At 70.5% G+C, this 11,883-nt stretch carries 16 protein-coding genes; 3 read left to right on the forward strand and 13 right to left on the reverse strand.

Translation table 11 applies throughout. The features are described from left to right. The first annotated feature begins 2 nt into the window (after positions 1 to 2). Positions 3 to 1,601, forward strand: a complete 1,599-nt coding sequence (locus MKL11_RS02575; protein WP_243939993.1) for a PepSY-associated TM helix domain-containing protein — start codon at positions 3 to 5, stop codon at positions 1,599 to 1,601. 211 nt (positions 1,602 to 1,812) lie between these two features. Here MKL11_RS02575 and MKL11_RS02580 read toward each other — a convergent pair whose 3' ends face one another. Next, the gene (locus tag MKL11_RS02580; RefSeq protein WP_243939995.1) at positions 1,813 to 2,196 is read right to left on the reverse strand and encodes a DUF3016 domain-containing protein; all 384 of its coding nucleotides are present in this window, start codon (positions 2,194 to 2,196) and stop codon (positions 1,813 to 1,815) included. A gap of 268 nt (positions 2,197 to 2,464) precedes the next feature. Here MKL11_RS02580 and MKL11_RS32990 point away from each other — a divergent pair, with 268 nt between their 5' ends. Then, positions 2,465 to 2,593 carry a hypothetical protein gene (locus MKL11_RS32990; RefSeq protein ID WP_279600203.1) on the forward strand — a complete coding sequence of 43 codons (129 nt, stop codon included), beginning with the start codon at positions 2,465 to 2,467 and terminating at the stop codon, positions 2,591 to 2,593. Positions 2,594 to 2,608: 15 nt separating this feature from the next. Here MKL11_RS32990 and MKL11_RS02585 read toward each other — a convergent pair whose 3' ends face one another. From MKL11_RS02585 to MKL11_RS02610, 6 genes are all read right to left on the reverse strand, one after another. Continuing rightward, a complete protein-coding gene (locus MKL11_RS02585; RefSeq protein WP_243939997.1) occupies positions 2,609 to 2,887 on the reverse strand; it encodes an adenylosuccinate synthase in 279 nt (92 codons plus the stop codon). Between the two features lie 49 nt (positions 2,888 to 2,936). Beyond that, entirely contained in the window at positions 2,937 to 3,182 is a 246-nt protein-coding gene (locus MKL11_RS02590; RefSeq protein WP_243939999.1) for a DUF6894 family protein, read from the reverse strand. Between the two features lie 492 nt (positions 3,183 to 3,674). After that, a complete protein-coding gene (locus MKL11_RS02595) occupies positions 3,675 to 4,133 on the reverse strand; it encodes a MucR family transcriptional regulator (RefSeq protein WP_243940000.1) in 459 nt (152 codons plus the stop codon). A 332-nt stretch (positions 4,134 to 4,465) separates the two neighbouring features. Next, positions 4,466 to 5,113 carry a hypothetical protein gene (locus MKL11_RS02600; protein ID WP_243940002.1) on the reverse strand — a complete coding sequence of 216 codons (648 nt, stop codon included), beginning with the start codon at positions 5,111 to 5,113 and terminating at the stop codon, positions 4,466 to 4,468. Positions 5,114 to 5,161: 48 nt separating this feature from the next. After that, positions 5,162 to 5,545 carry a hypothetical protein gene (locus MKL11_RS02605; RefSeq protein ID WP_243940004.1) on the reverse strand — a complete coding sequence of 128 codons (384 nt, stop codon included), beginning with the start codon at positions 5,543 to 5,545 and terminating at the stop codon, positions 5,162 to 5,164. Between the two features lie 440 nt (positions 5,546 to 5,985). Continuing rightward, positions 5,986 to 6,597, reverse strand: coding sequence for a PAS domain-containing protein (locus MKL11_RS02610; RefSeq protein WP_243940006.1), 612 nt, complete (start codon positions 6,595 to 6,597; stop codon positions 5,986 to 5,988). A 44-nt stretch (positions 6,598 to 6,641) separates the two neighbouring features. On the opposite strand from MKL11_RS02610, the gene MKL11_RS02615 reads away from it, so the two are divergent. Further along, positions 6,642 to 7,043, forward strand: a complete 402-nt coding sequence (locus MKL11_RS02615) for a hypothetical protein (RefSeq protein WP_243940008.1) — start codon at positions 6,642 to 6,644, stop codon at positions 7,041 to 7,043. Between the two features lie 167 nt (positions 7,044 to 7,210). On the opposite strand, the gene MKL11_RS02620 is transcribed toward MKL11_RS02615, so the two are convergent. Genes MKL11_RS02620 through MKL11_RS02645 form a run of 6 tightly spaced genes read right to left on the reverse strand, consistent with a single transcriptional unit; the run spans position 7,211 to position 11,534 of the window. Then, positions 7,211 to 7,912, reverse strand: coding sequence for a response regulator transcription factor (locus MKL11_RS02620; RefSeq protein ID WP_243940010.1), 702 nt, complete (start codon positions 7,910 to 7,912; stop codon positions 7,211 to 7,213). Then, the gene (locus tag MKL11_RS02625) at positions 7,909 to 8,430 is read right to left on the reverse strand and encodes an MxaH protein (RefSeq protein WP_243940012.1); all 522 of its coding nucleotides are present in this window, start codon (positions 8,428 to 8,430) and stop codon (positions 7,909 to 7,911) included. Before MKL11_RS02625 ends, MKL11_RS02620 begins: the two co-directional genes overlap by 4 nt. Further along, a complete protein-coding gene (locus MKL11_RS02630; protein ID WP_243940014.1) occupies positions 8,427 to 9,380 on the reverse strand; it encodes a YncE family protein in 954 nt (317 codons plus the stop codon). Before MKL11_RS02630 ends, MKL11_RS02625 begins: the two co-directional genes overlap by 4 nt. Then, positions 9,377 to 9,910, reverse strand: coding sequence for an SRPBCC family protein (locus tag MKL11_RS02635; RefSeq protein WP_243940016.1), 534 nt, complete (start codon positions 9,908 to 9,910; stop codon positions 9,377 to 9,379). Before MKL11_RS02635 ends, MKL11_RS02630 begins: the two co-directional genes overlap by 4 nt. Before the next feature lie 2 nt (positions 9,911 to 9,912). After that, positions 9,913 to 10,959: a vWA domain-containing protein gene (locus MKL11_RS02640; RefSeq protein WP_243940017.1), complete on the reverse strand. Its 1,047-nt coding sequence runs from the start codon at positions 10,957 to 10,959 to the stop codon at positions 9,913 to 9,915. Next, entirely contained in the window at positions 10,956 to 11,534 is a 579-nt protein-coding gene (locus MKL11_RS02645; protein ID WP_243940019.1) for an MxaK protein, read from the reverse strand. The genes MKL11_RS02640 and MKL11_RS02645 overlap by 4 nt, the downstream gene beginning before the upstream one ends. Positions 11,535 to 11,883 lie beyond the last annotated feature (349 nt).

The following is an 11,883-nucleotide window of genomic DNA, read 5'->3' on the forward strand; positions in this document are numbered from 1 at the left end:
TCATGCGCAACAGCTTCCGGCAGTCGATGGCATGGCTGCACGCCTGGTCCGGCCTGATCGTCGGCTGGGTGCTGTTCTCGGTCTTCATCACCGGGACCGCGAGCTATTACCGGCCCGAGATCTCGCGCTGGATGCGGCCCGAGATCCACGCGGGTGTCGCGCTCGGCCCCGACGCGATGGCGGCCTCGGTGGAGCGCGGCGTCGCCTACCTCCAGGCGCAGGCGAGTGGCGCGCGGGCGTGGTTCATCACGCCGCCGCGCCCGGACATGCCCCTGCTCGAACTGTTCTGGCGGACCGGGCCGGGCCAGCCGCCGAACCGGGCGTTCCTGGACCCGGGGACCGGTGCGCCGGCTACGTTGCGCGACACCCGCGGCGGCGATTTTCTCTACCGCTTCCACTTCGAACTGAACATGGCGCCCCTCTGGGGCCGCTGGGTCGTCGGCATCTGCGCGATGATCATGCTGATGGCGCTGATCTCCGGCATCATCACCCATCGGCGGATCTTTGCCGACTTCTTCACCTTCCGGCGGGACAAGTCGGCCCAGCGCGGCTGGCTCGACGCCCACAACGTCACGGGCGTCCTCGCCCTGCCGTTCCACCTGATGATCACCTATACCGGGCTGGTCACCCTCTCGTTCCTGTACATGCCCTGGGGCATGTACACGGCCTATCGGGGCGACACGCAGCGTTTCTTCGCCGAGGCCGGCCAGATCACCGTGCCGCGCCCGCCCGCGGGCCGGCCCGGCACGCTGGCACCGATCGGCCCGATGGTGCTGCGCGCCCTGGAGACGATCCACAAGCCCCTGGAGCGAATCTCGATCGTCAACCCGAAGGACGCCAACGCCACCGTGGTGGTGGTGTTCGAGGAGCCGCACGGGCTCTCGCACGAGCATCCTCAGGTCGCCTTCGACGGCACCACCGGCGCCGTTGTGGAGGTCCGGGCGGGCGGGTTGAAGCCGGCGGCCAAGACCTTCACCACGATGGTCGGCCTGCACGAGGCGCATTTCGCCGGGCCGGCGCTCCGGATCCTGTTCTTCCTGTGCGGGCTCGCCGGCAGCGCCATGGTGGCCACGGGCCTGCTGCTGTGGTCGGTGGCGCGCCTGCCCAAGAAGGCCAGGACCGAGGCCGGACCTGAGGTCGGGGTCGGCTTGCATCCGGGCCTGCGCCTCGTCCAGGGCCTGAACATCGCGACCATCGCCGGGCTGCCGGCGGCGATCGCGGGCTATTTCCTGGCCAACCGGATCCTGCCGGTGGCGATGCCCGACCGGGCGCTCTGGGAGATCCGCGGCTTCTTCGCCGTCTGGGTGCTGATCGCGGCGGTCGGCCTGCTGCGGCCGCGGCGCCGGGCCTGGCCCGAGGTGCTGAGTGCGGCCGCCGCCCTGTACGCGGCCGCCGCCGCGGCCGATGGCTGGCGGATGCAGCGGGCCTACGGTGCCGGCGACCCGGTCGATCCGCTGTTCCTCGGGGTCGACCTCGTCCTGCTCGGCCTGGCGGCCCTCCTGCTCTTCGCCGCCGGCAAGGCCGCCCGCTCCAACGGCACCCGACCCGCGCGCTCGCGCGGCGCCCCCCGGGAGGCCCTGAGCGGTACCGCCGCGGAGTGATGTTGGCCGATCGGTTGCGCGCGGGGCCTTGAACGGCTCGGACGGTGTGAAGCACCATCCCGGTTGCCAATCCCACCCTCACCCGTGCAGGCGACGATGGTCATACGTCGCCTTCTGCGAAGCGCAACGCGCGCTCCTCCCCACAAGGAGGCGGGAAAAGCGCAGCGTTTTGAGCAACGTGATCCCTGATCCGACGGTGATTCAGCCCCGCTCAGCCCCCGCGGGAAACCGCTTTGCGAACCAGTCGCGCAGAAGCCGCGCTCGTACTCCAGACCGCCGGTGGAGAAGCGCGTGTTGCGATGACATCGGTCACGATGCGGATTCCCGTCGGCGAGGCGAAGCCCGATCCGTCGAACCCGGCGCGAGCGATGTCGAGGACGGTGATGTCGAGGCGTTCGTCCGGGCGCAGCCGGGCCTTGCCGAGATCGACCAGGAACCGGGTCGGCTCGGCCAGCTTCACCCGGAGCGGCTGGCCCGAGGCGAAGCGGTTCTCCGCATCCGTGAAGCGCCCCGGCGCAGCCTTGCAGGTCTGGACCTCCGCGGCGGCCAGCCCGGCCGGGACGAGGCCGATCCTGCCTGCACCGCGCTGGTTCATGTCGGCCCCGTCGTCTCACCCGTCGTGATCCGCAGTTGCGGCCCTGTGTCGCCGGGCCGGCCCCCGGATCGCCGGGACCGGGGCGGATGAACCCTGCGCAATCAGGAAAACCCCTTGCGCGCCATCCGTTTCCGCGTTCCGGGCGACGGATGGCCGGCCGCGCATGCCTGCAATCGAAAGCTGCGGCGTCCATAGTCTCGCCGCGTTCCGGGCGCCCCCTGTCGTCATCAGCCCGCGAGGGCGGCCCTCTCATGGGAGCGCGCACCGCTTGATCAACTCTATCCTGGCGATCCTCACCGTTGTCGCAGTCCTGGCCGTCACGGCCCTGTTCAAGCTGCCGCTCCTGCCGTTCCGGCTGGCCGGTCGTCTGCTGCGAGCGCGTCCGGCGGTCGCCTGACCGGCCCCACCCGGATCAGTCCGCCGCGTCGATGACGAATTCCATGCCGCGGCCCGGCCCCTGGTCGGCATAGTCGACCAGGGCCAAGCCGCGCGCGGCGAGCGTTTCTTCGACGGTCGCGCGCTCCTTGCGCACCATCTGGCCGATCGCCAGCGGGGTCAGGCGCGGACTCACCCGCCGCAATTGATCCACCCCGATGCTCGCCGGCGTGCCGTCGCCCTCGGCGATCCGGGCGAGCGCGAGGCCCAGATCCTTCGCCTTGGTCTCCGCGGCGGATTTCGGCTTGAACGCCATCTGTCTGTCTCCCTTCCGGTATCCGGCACGATGCGCGAGCCGCCGCGTCTCACGCGGCCTGCACATCCACGTTCACGTCGACGAACGCCCGGATCCAGACGCGCCGCCCCTTGGCATCGTAGGCCTCGACCTGCCAGCCCGACCAGTCGAACCGTTCGACCCGCTCCATAAGCCCGAGGGCGACCCGCTCGGCCTGGACGCGCATCTGCGCCAGGGTCGGCACGCGCCGGCCCTTGAGGTCGATCACCAGCTCGTGCCCGTCCGTGCAGTGGAAGCGATAGAGCTTCGTCGGCATCGGCCGTTCCTCGATCAATCGACAGCCCTCCATTCCAGTTCGAGGCCGCGGCATCGGGACAGCCGACCGGGCCGGCCGCGCATCATGTTCCCTATATGTTCTAGACTAGACAGGAACGCGGTGCACGCACAACCGCACGAACCGGCTGTGGAGATCCGTCTCACCCAGCCGTTGCGCTCGGTGCGAGGACGGGCGCCCTGCTGTCGTCGGCGGTCGGAAGGCCGGGGATCGGCCGGGGCGGCCTGTCCGGTGAGCCCGGCTCACGGCCGCGCCGGGGCGGCTCTCAGGCTGGAGCGGACCGACCTGACGATCGGGCCCGAGGGCGAAGAAGGCAGGTTCGACATCTCCGCGGACCCGCCGGAATGTCCGAACGCGCGCGTCTTCAGCAGCAAACCATCGCCTGACCGTCGAGACGGGCAGGTTCCAGGGGATCGATCGTCGACGGATGCGATGACGGCCGGCGCACGGCCTGCCCCATCGGGAACGGCTCGCTCAGGCGGCGTCGCCCTTGCGTTTGGCCATGGCGCCGGGCTGGCCCAGGCCGATCGCCTTGGCGAGGGCGGAGCGCTGCTCGGCGTAGCTCGGGGCGACCATCGGATAATCGGCCGGCAAGCCGTAGCGCTCGCGGTAGCTCTGCGGGCTCAGGCCGTTGGCGGCCAGGTGCCGTTTCAAGGTCTTGTAGGTCTTGCCGTCGAGGAAGCTGACGATCCCATCCTGCTGGACCGACTTGCGGATCTGGGCCGGGCTCGGCTTGTCGACGGAGACCGACGCGGCCGTACCGATCTCGCCCGGCGCCGTGCCGGCAGCCAGGCTGGCGATCGCGCCGTATATCCGGGCGATCAGCGCCGGTAGCTCTGTAGCCGGGACAGGATTGTTCGCGACATAGGCGACGACAAGATCAACCGTCAACTCGGTGAAGTTGGAAGATTTCCCATAGGATGTCTCGTTCATATTGATCCCTTTTGGCCCTACAACACCACCCTTGTTGTTTCGGACCGACCTGGGATTCAACACACCAAATGCGACTTTCAACGTTATTTTGTTCCCACGGTCCGCTCCGCTGCAGGCCGCGCGCCGGAAATGGTGGCACATCGTCTCGAAAGATGGTGGTCGGCTTCCGGAGAAAGATGGCGCGCCGGCGATAGCGTCGGCAGGCCAGCAGGTCGCGAACGAGAAGCGGCCGGAACACAGGTCCCGGCCGCCGACGTAGAGATGGAAGCGTCTCACTAGGCCGAGGATCGATCCGGCTTAGGCTGCCTGGACGATAGTGCCCGCCGAACCGATCAGAGGCTCGTGGTGCCCGGATAGGCCCGGACCCGGCTCCGACCGTCGGTCGCGCCGGTGGGCGCAGCACCCGCGGCGGGTGCCTCCCAACCGTCGGCCCGCCAAGCGCTGGCCTTCTGGTCGAGATCGACCGAACCGTGCTGCTCCAGAACGTCCATGACCATCGGCACCATCGTGGTACGCGCGTCGTCGACCCGGACGGTAACGAGCGTTCCGCCCCGGCGCACGCCTTCGCCGTAGGCATGGGCATCCGTCTCGCTGACGCCGGCACCGGTCAACGCCCCGCCGAGGCCACCGGCGGCGGCACCGATCCCGGCGCCCGTCAAGGTGGCGACGAGCCAGCCCGCGGCCACGACCGGCCCGACGCCCGGGATCGCGATCAGGCCAAGACCCGCCAGAAGGCCAGCCGCGCCGCCGACCACGGTGCCGAGCGTGGCGCCGGTGCCGGTCCCGTCCTTGGCCTTCTCCTTGGTGTCGGCACTGACGTGGGTCCCATCCGTGCCGGTGCGGCCGGCATGGCGGTCGCCCTCATTGTTGCTGACGAGGCTGATATCGCCGTGCGGGATGCCGCCGGCCTCGAGCTTGCCGACAGCCGCGCTGGCATCCTCGTAGCGGTCGTAGAGGGCGGTGATGGTTTGCTGAGCCATGAAATTTTTTCCTTCGTGCACGTCGAGGTCGGGGGCCGGATCAGGAGATCACTGCGCCGACACGTTGCCCTTGAAATCGAGGCCCACGTTGACCGGCTTGCCACCGTGCATGGCGGTGCCGCGCCAGATGCCGTCACCGTCCTTCGTGAGGCTCTTGGCGTCCGCGTAGCCGGCCTTCTCCAGCCGGGCGCGCGCCTCACCCTCGGTGAAGCTGTTGGCGCCCTTCTCGAGCTGGACGTTGCCATGGGCGGCGGTGCCGCCGCCGTTGGGGGTCATCTTGTCGGTGTTCGGCCGGGTGACGCTCTCCTGCCCGCCGGATTGCTGGCTCGTCTTCGCGTCGGGGGCCGCCGGCGTGCCGGTCACGGTGGTCTGCGCGAGGGCGCTCGATCCGAACAGCGTGGCGACAACAAGGGCAGCAAGAGGGGTACGCATGGTGGGCTCCGTCGATCATTCCGGACCCCGTCAATCCCTCCGATCCATGATGCGTTCCATTGAATTGGTATTTACAGATCAAGCATTACGTCTTCTGATGCCGAACACATTTGGTTCCAAAAAATTATTGCTTGAATATATGCCGACCGACCTAGGGCCCTGCGAAACATAGTCCCTTCAACAACGGTGGGCGGGAACGGCAGGGTTTGGATCGTCCGTCGAGGCGGTCCGAGGGGCGAGCAAGGGCCGAGGCCGCCGCCTCCCGGTCCGTCATCCGAGAAAGCGGCAGCCGGATGGGATGCGTCAGCCGATCGTGCCGCGTCGACGTCCTCGCCCATAGACTCCGCCCGGGTGATCCGGGGAGGGCCAGGACGAACGGAGCGCGGCATGGTCCCGCGCTCGGGGGCAGGCGCAAGCGTGATGGCCGGGGTCGGGGCGGTTCAGCGCTTGCCGTCAGTCCGCGCGAGCACGCGGCCAAGGCTCATCAGCAGCACATCCGTGGCAGCCCGAATCTCGGGCGGCGTCTCGGCGTCGAGCGTGCGCTTCAGCGCGATGGCCAGGTCGGCGGCCCGCTCCAGGGGATCGGCCGGCGCCGTCAGGTTGCTGAAGACGTAGCGCTCGCCGCCCGGATGCTGCATCTCGGTGATGTCGATGATGACGCCGCGGCAGCGGACCGGACGCCCGTTCGGGTCCAGATACGTGCGCCCACGGCTGAGCAGCCAACGCACCGTGCCGTCCTGAGCGATGACCCGGTATTCGGCGATCACCAGGCCGCCGGTCTGCGAGGCCTCCTGGACATGCTTGAGCAGCCAGGCATGGTCGGCGGGATGCACGGCAGCCAGGGCGGCATGGCCGCTCAGCTCGGTCTCGGCCAGATCGGGATCGCCGGCCAGCAGGCGCGCCGCGCCGGCATCGTAGACCACGACGTGGCGGACGATATCCCAGTCCCAGACGCCGACCACGCACGACGCGTCCAGCGCGGCGCGGAGCCGGTCGAGCGGTTCACGGAAGCCGTCGGTCCCGGTGACCGGCGTCTTCGAGCGCTGTCCCATCGGAGTGATCCTGCTTGGCCACGTCAGGATAATCTGGAGCGAGAGTGTACCATTTCATCCAGAACCCTGTCGAAAATTTCATGATCGGATCGGGGCGCCTTCGCGTCGCAGGGCCGTTGGAAGGACAGGATCTCGCCGCTTCGCCCGCACAACCGTCCCCGAGCCGCGTTGAACCGATCATGTGTGGCGATTCCAAACCGTCGGGCACGAAGAACCGCGCCGCATCGCTCGGAAGCTCCCTGGGCGAGATCGCGCGGGCGCTCGGCGTGCCGGTCTCCCGCTTCTTCGCAGCGGACACGGACGAGACGATTTCGAGGGACGGCCATAGCCCCGACGTTGTCGCCCTCCTCAACCTCGTTCGGGCCTATCTGCGGCAGGCAAGCCCCGAGGCGCGCACGCATTTCGTGGCCCAGGTGCGGGCGATGGCGGAAACCCCGCCTCGTTGACGCATCGTCCCGGAAGGTGGCCGCCAGCCTTCGGGACGATGCGGAATCAAGGTCGTACAGCATCGTCGCGAGTCCGATTCCTGGGACGCGGCCGTAGAGCGCGCGGCGCGTCTGCCGTCGCCCGTCCGGCGTCGAGGCGCGGGCCAAGGTTTCGCGGCTGCGGCCGGTCAGGATACGGCCCCGGCCTGGGCTGCGGCGATCTGCATGAGCTCGGCCATACTGCCGACAGCGAGCTTGCACCGCAGCGCGGCGGTGGCGTTCACGACGCTGCGGTAGTTGAGTGTCAGGATCTCGGCGATCTCGTCGTAGGGCTTGCCCTTCCCGATCAGCACCAGGATCTGCATCTCCCGGCTGCTCAGATTCGCCAGCGGCCGGTCGCGCGCGCCGGCATTCAGCATCGCGACCTCGATGGCGATGGCGTGGGGCAGGTAGGAGCGGCCGTTGGTCACCGCCTCCAGCGCGTCCAGGAAGGAGGCGGCGGGCGCATCCTTGACCACGAAGCCCAGGGCCCCGCAGTCCAGGACGCGGGCGACGATGACCGGGTCGCGATGCATACTCAACGCGAGGATCCGCGCCTCCGGCTCCAGCGCGCGGATCCGGCGGATCAGCGACAGGCCGGACAGGCCGTCGTCCCGGAAGCTCAGGTCGGTCACCACCACGGCAGGCCGGTGGCGGTGGAACGCGCGGTAGGCGCCGACGATGTCGCGCGCCTCGTGGACGCGCGCGATCCCGGCCTCCTCGGCGAGCAGCCGGAAGCCGTGGAGGACGATCGGGTGGTCGTCGACGATCAGGAGGTCGCGCGGCCGGGCGGCGTGCCGGGACGGGGGCTCGGCCAAGCCTGACGCGGCAAAGCGCGGCGCGGCGCTCACCGCGACTCCTCCGTCCCGAGGCCGGGCGCGAACCTTTCGGCGAGCAGCGCCAGGGCGGCGGCGTGGTCGACGCCCCGGGCGCGGGTGTTGAAATAGTGCTGGCACATCTCTCCGTAGAGGCTCTTGTGGCGGCCGCGCCGGGCCGCGACCGCGCTGAACCCGGTGAGCAGCTGCGCGTATCGCTCGGTCTTGCCCCTCTCGGCGAGCATCTGCCCGAGCTGGGCCGTGCGGTTGGCGATCATGCGCGGATCCTCGATGAATCCGGCCTTGGCCTCCGTGAGCGCCTCCTGCATCGTCCGGACGGGTTCGGCCCCGGCCGGCAGCGGGTGGCCGACCTCCCGGCCGGCGAGCCAGCGGGCCGGGTCGGTCCCGTCCGTGGGCGACAGCCAGGCCGGCAGCTCGCCCTCCGAGGTCCGCGCCACCACCGCTTGGCCATCCTCCGAGCCGGGTTCCTGGGGCCGGTCGCAGGCGGCGAGCATGAGGCCGGCGGCCATCAGGCTGGCGAGCGCCCGCCTCACCGGCCGGCCTCCCCGAGAGCCGGCTGATTCGCCACCAGGGTGCGCGGCCCCTCGGCCACCGGGATCCGGCCCATCTCCTTCAGCGTCGCGAGGTCGATGACGGAGACGTCGTCCGAGAACCAGTTCGCGACGTAGGCGCGTCCGCCCAGGATCGCCACGCCCTCGGGATAGCGGCCGACCGGGACCGTGGCGGCAACGCTAAGCGCCTCGGCATCGACGATCGAGACGGTGCCGGCATGCTGGTTGGTGACGACCACGCGCCGCCCGTCCGGGCTGATGGCGACGCCGTAGGGGCTCGCCCCGACCGGCACCGTCGCGACGGGCTTGAGCGCGCCGGCATCGATGACGCTGAGGTCGTTGCTGCGCACGTTGGCGACGTAGACCCGGTCGCGGACCGGATCGTAGGCCAGGGCGAAGGTCCCGTCGCCGACCGGGATGCCGGCGATCCGCGCCATTCGGGCGGTGTCGATCACGCCGACGCTGCGGCCCTCGCGCTCGGCCACGTAGAGCCGGCCGTTGGCGCCGAGGGTCAGCCCGGCCGGGTCGCGCCCGACCGCGACCTCGCCCTCGACCGCACCGGTCTCCGCCGAGAGACGCAGCACCCGATTGCCGGACCAGTCACCGACATAGAGGAAGCGCCCATCCGGGTCCGCCGCGAGCCCGAAGGGCTGGCCGGGGACGGGCCAGTGCCGGCTCGCCCCGTCGGCGGCGATCACCGTGACCGCTTTGCCATCCGGATGGCTGAGATAGAGCCGCCCCCCGGGACCAGCCACGACTACGGCCGGGGACGAGGCTACCGGCACCGATGCAGCGGGTGCGCCGTCCGGCCGCTCGATCCGGGTGGCGCGGGCGCCCTGCTGGCTCGCGACCCAGACGGACCCCGCCGCTGCTGCCGGCCCGGCGGCGAGCGCGAGGCTCACGACCCCGATAAGGCGCCGCGAAACCCTCATCGCTGCGGCCCGCTCTCCAGCTTCGCCTTCAGGCCCTTGAGGCCCTCGGCGAAGTAGCGGTTCATCGCCTCCTTGCCGGCTTCGTCGTTCAGGTTCTCGGGCGGCTCGTTGCCGGTATCGCCCCGGTAGAAGCGGCCCATCCATGCGACCTTCGCGCCCTCGCCGTCCGGCGTCACCGTGACGGTCGCCGAGTAGGACGAGACCGGCAGGGCGTCGAGATCGGGGTCGGACAGGCGGTAGGAATAGGTCCGCTCGGCCCCCTTCCATTCGTCGAGGCCCTCGACCAGGGTACCGCTGCGCTTCAACGTGACCTTGCGGACGGCGCCCGCGCCGTCGCCCCCCGTGGCCTCGACCTTGGTCACGTCCGGATGCCAGGCGCCGATGCCTCCGAACGGCCCGACCACCTTCCAGACCGCGTCCGGCGTCGCCCGGATCGTGATGGTCTGGTCGATTTTTTGGGGGGTCGGGCCGTGGGCCAAGGCCGTGCCGGCGGCGAACAGGATGGCGAGGGTGGCGAGGACGCGACGCATGATCAGGCTTTCCGGAAACGCAGGCGGTTGGTGAAGAGGAACGGGGTGGCCCGGCGGGTGAGGCCGCGCAGGGGCGCCGCCAGCAGGGTACCGAGCACGAGGGCGAGCGCCACGGCGCCCAGCGCGGGCCGCAGATCGATGCGGCCGGGCAGCGGACGCGGCGTCCCGGCCGCGATCAGGGGCCGGTCGAGCCCGCCCGGCCCGTCGAGATGGGCGTAGGCAAGGCCCGTGACGGCGGCGAGCTGATTTAGGTGGCCCTCACGCACTGACGAGAGGTGCTCGCTGCCCTGGGCGGCCGCGGCACCGAACGGGGCGTTGCGGGGATTGTAGCCGGCGCGAGATTCGGCATCGGCCGGCGGAGGCCAGAACCGGTTCTCCTGCTGCACGTCGGTCTCGGCGAAAAAACCGCTCTCGCGGCCGCGATCGTCGAATTTGGGGATCGGCGACAAGCCGTAGGCCCCGGCGCCGACGATCAGGCCGCGCACCGCCCCCGGCTTGCCTTCGAAGGGCGGCACCTGCCCGGCGGGAAGCGGCGGCGTCTCCTGGCCGTCGGTGACGAACAGCGGGTCCGTGCCGAGCCCCGCCGCCATCTCGATCGCCCGGTAGAAGCCGGCGCTGATCCGGCTGTCGCCTTCCCAGGCCATCCGCCAGTCGAGACCCGCCAGGGCGCCGTCGAGCGGCGCGAAATCGGCGCAGACCTCCACGGGCTCGAACAGCAGGAACGGCTTCCGCTCGGTGAACAGCGCCAGCGCGACCCGCGAGCCGCAGGGCAGGTCCGCCACCAGCCGGCGCAGGGCCGCCTTGGCGGTCTCCAGCCGGCTCGCCGGGCGGCCGTCGACCGCGTAGTCGCGCACGTTCATCGAGCCGGTGATGTCCACCACCGCCAGCACCGCGACGCCCGCGCGCGTCACCTTCAGGGCCGGCACCACCAGGGCGGCGATGACCAGCACCAGGGCGAGGGCCAGCGCCTGGAACCGGCGACCGCGCAGGTTGCGGCCGAGCGGCAGACTTTTCAGAACTGTTTGCTGGCTTTCTGTCTCCCGTTTCATGGGCCGCCCCGCGGCTGCCCGGGGATGTCGGTCCAGATCTGCTTCGGCTCGGCGCGCAGCTCGTCGCCGCTGGCGCGGTCGAATTCGGGAAAATCGCGGATCAACCGCGAGGCGACGTCGAGGTTGAACTTCGCGTCCCAGAAATCCGGCCGGTCGCGCAGCGCCCGGCGGTAGTCCTGGCGGGCCAGGGTCACCTGGGGGCCGGCCTTGTCGAGGGCGCCGCGAGTCAGGAGCCCGAAGGCCTCGCGCATCCTTGCATTGGCGACCCGGTAGCGCGCGCGGGACGCGGCGTCGGCCGCGGCCGCCCGGTCCAGGGCGGCGACCAGGGGCTCGGTCTCTTCGAGCCGCCCGTGCCCGGCGAGGTAGCCGACCCGCGCCACCAGGACCGACGCTGGCGCGGCCGCGCCCACGTCGAGATCCATGCCGGCCTCGAGCGCAGCGATGCTCCGGTTGGCCGCATCCGCCCGCCAGGCGGCGATGCCGAAGCCCAGGGCGGCCAGTCCAAACAACACCGGCAGGGCGAGGAGGAGCCGCGGCCGAAGCCGGCCCCAGAGGCGGCGACCGGACTCACGCATGGCCGGACAGGGCACGGATGCCCTCTCGCGTGCGGGCGACCGGGCTCACGGATCGGGTCTTGGATTCCCTTGAGCCGGAAAGCAGGCCTGCTTCGGGGATGACACGCGCCCTCCCTCCCCCCCCTGCGGGGGAGGGTACCCTGCGCAGCAGGGGGGGAGAGGGGTAGCGCGACGGTGCCGGATGTGTCGCCCGGCACGCCCTATCCGGCCAAAACAGGCGAGCGGCGCTGAACGTCCTACTGCTTCGCCTCGATCATCGATCGGATGCGCGCGGCCATCTCTTCGATCGGAAACGGTTTGGTTAGCACAGCCATCCCAGGAGCGAGATGGCCGTTGCCAAGGATCGCGT

It is taken from the genome of Methylobacterium sp. J-077 (assembly GCF_022829365.1).
Classification (GTDB): domain Bacteria; phylum Pseudomonadota; class Alphaproteobacteria; order Rhizobiales; family Beijerinckiaceae; genus Methylobacterium.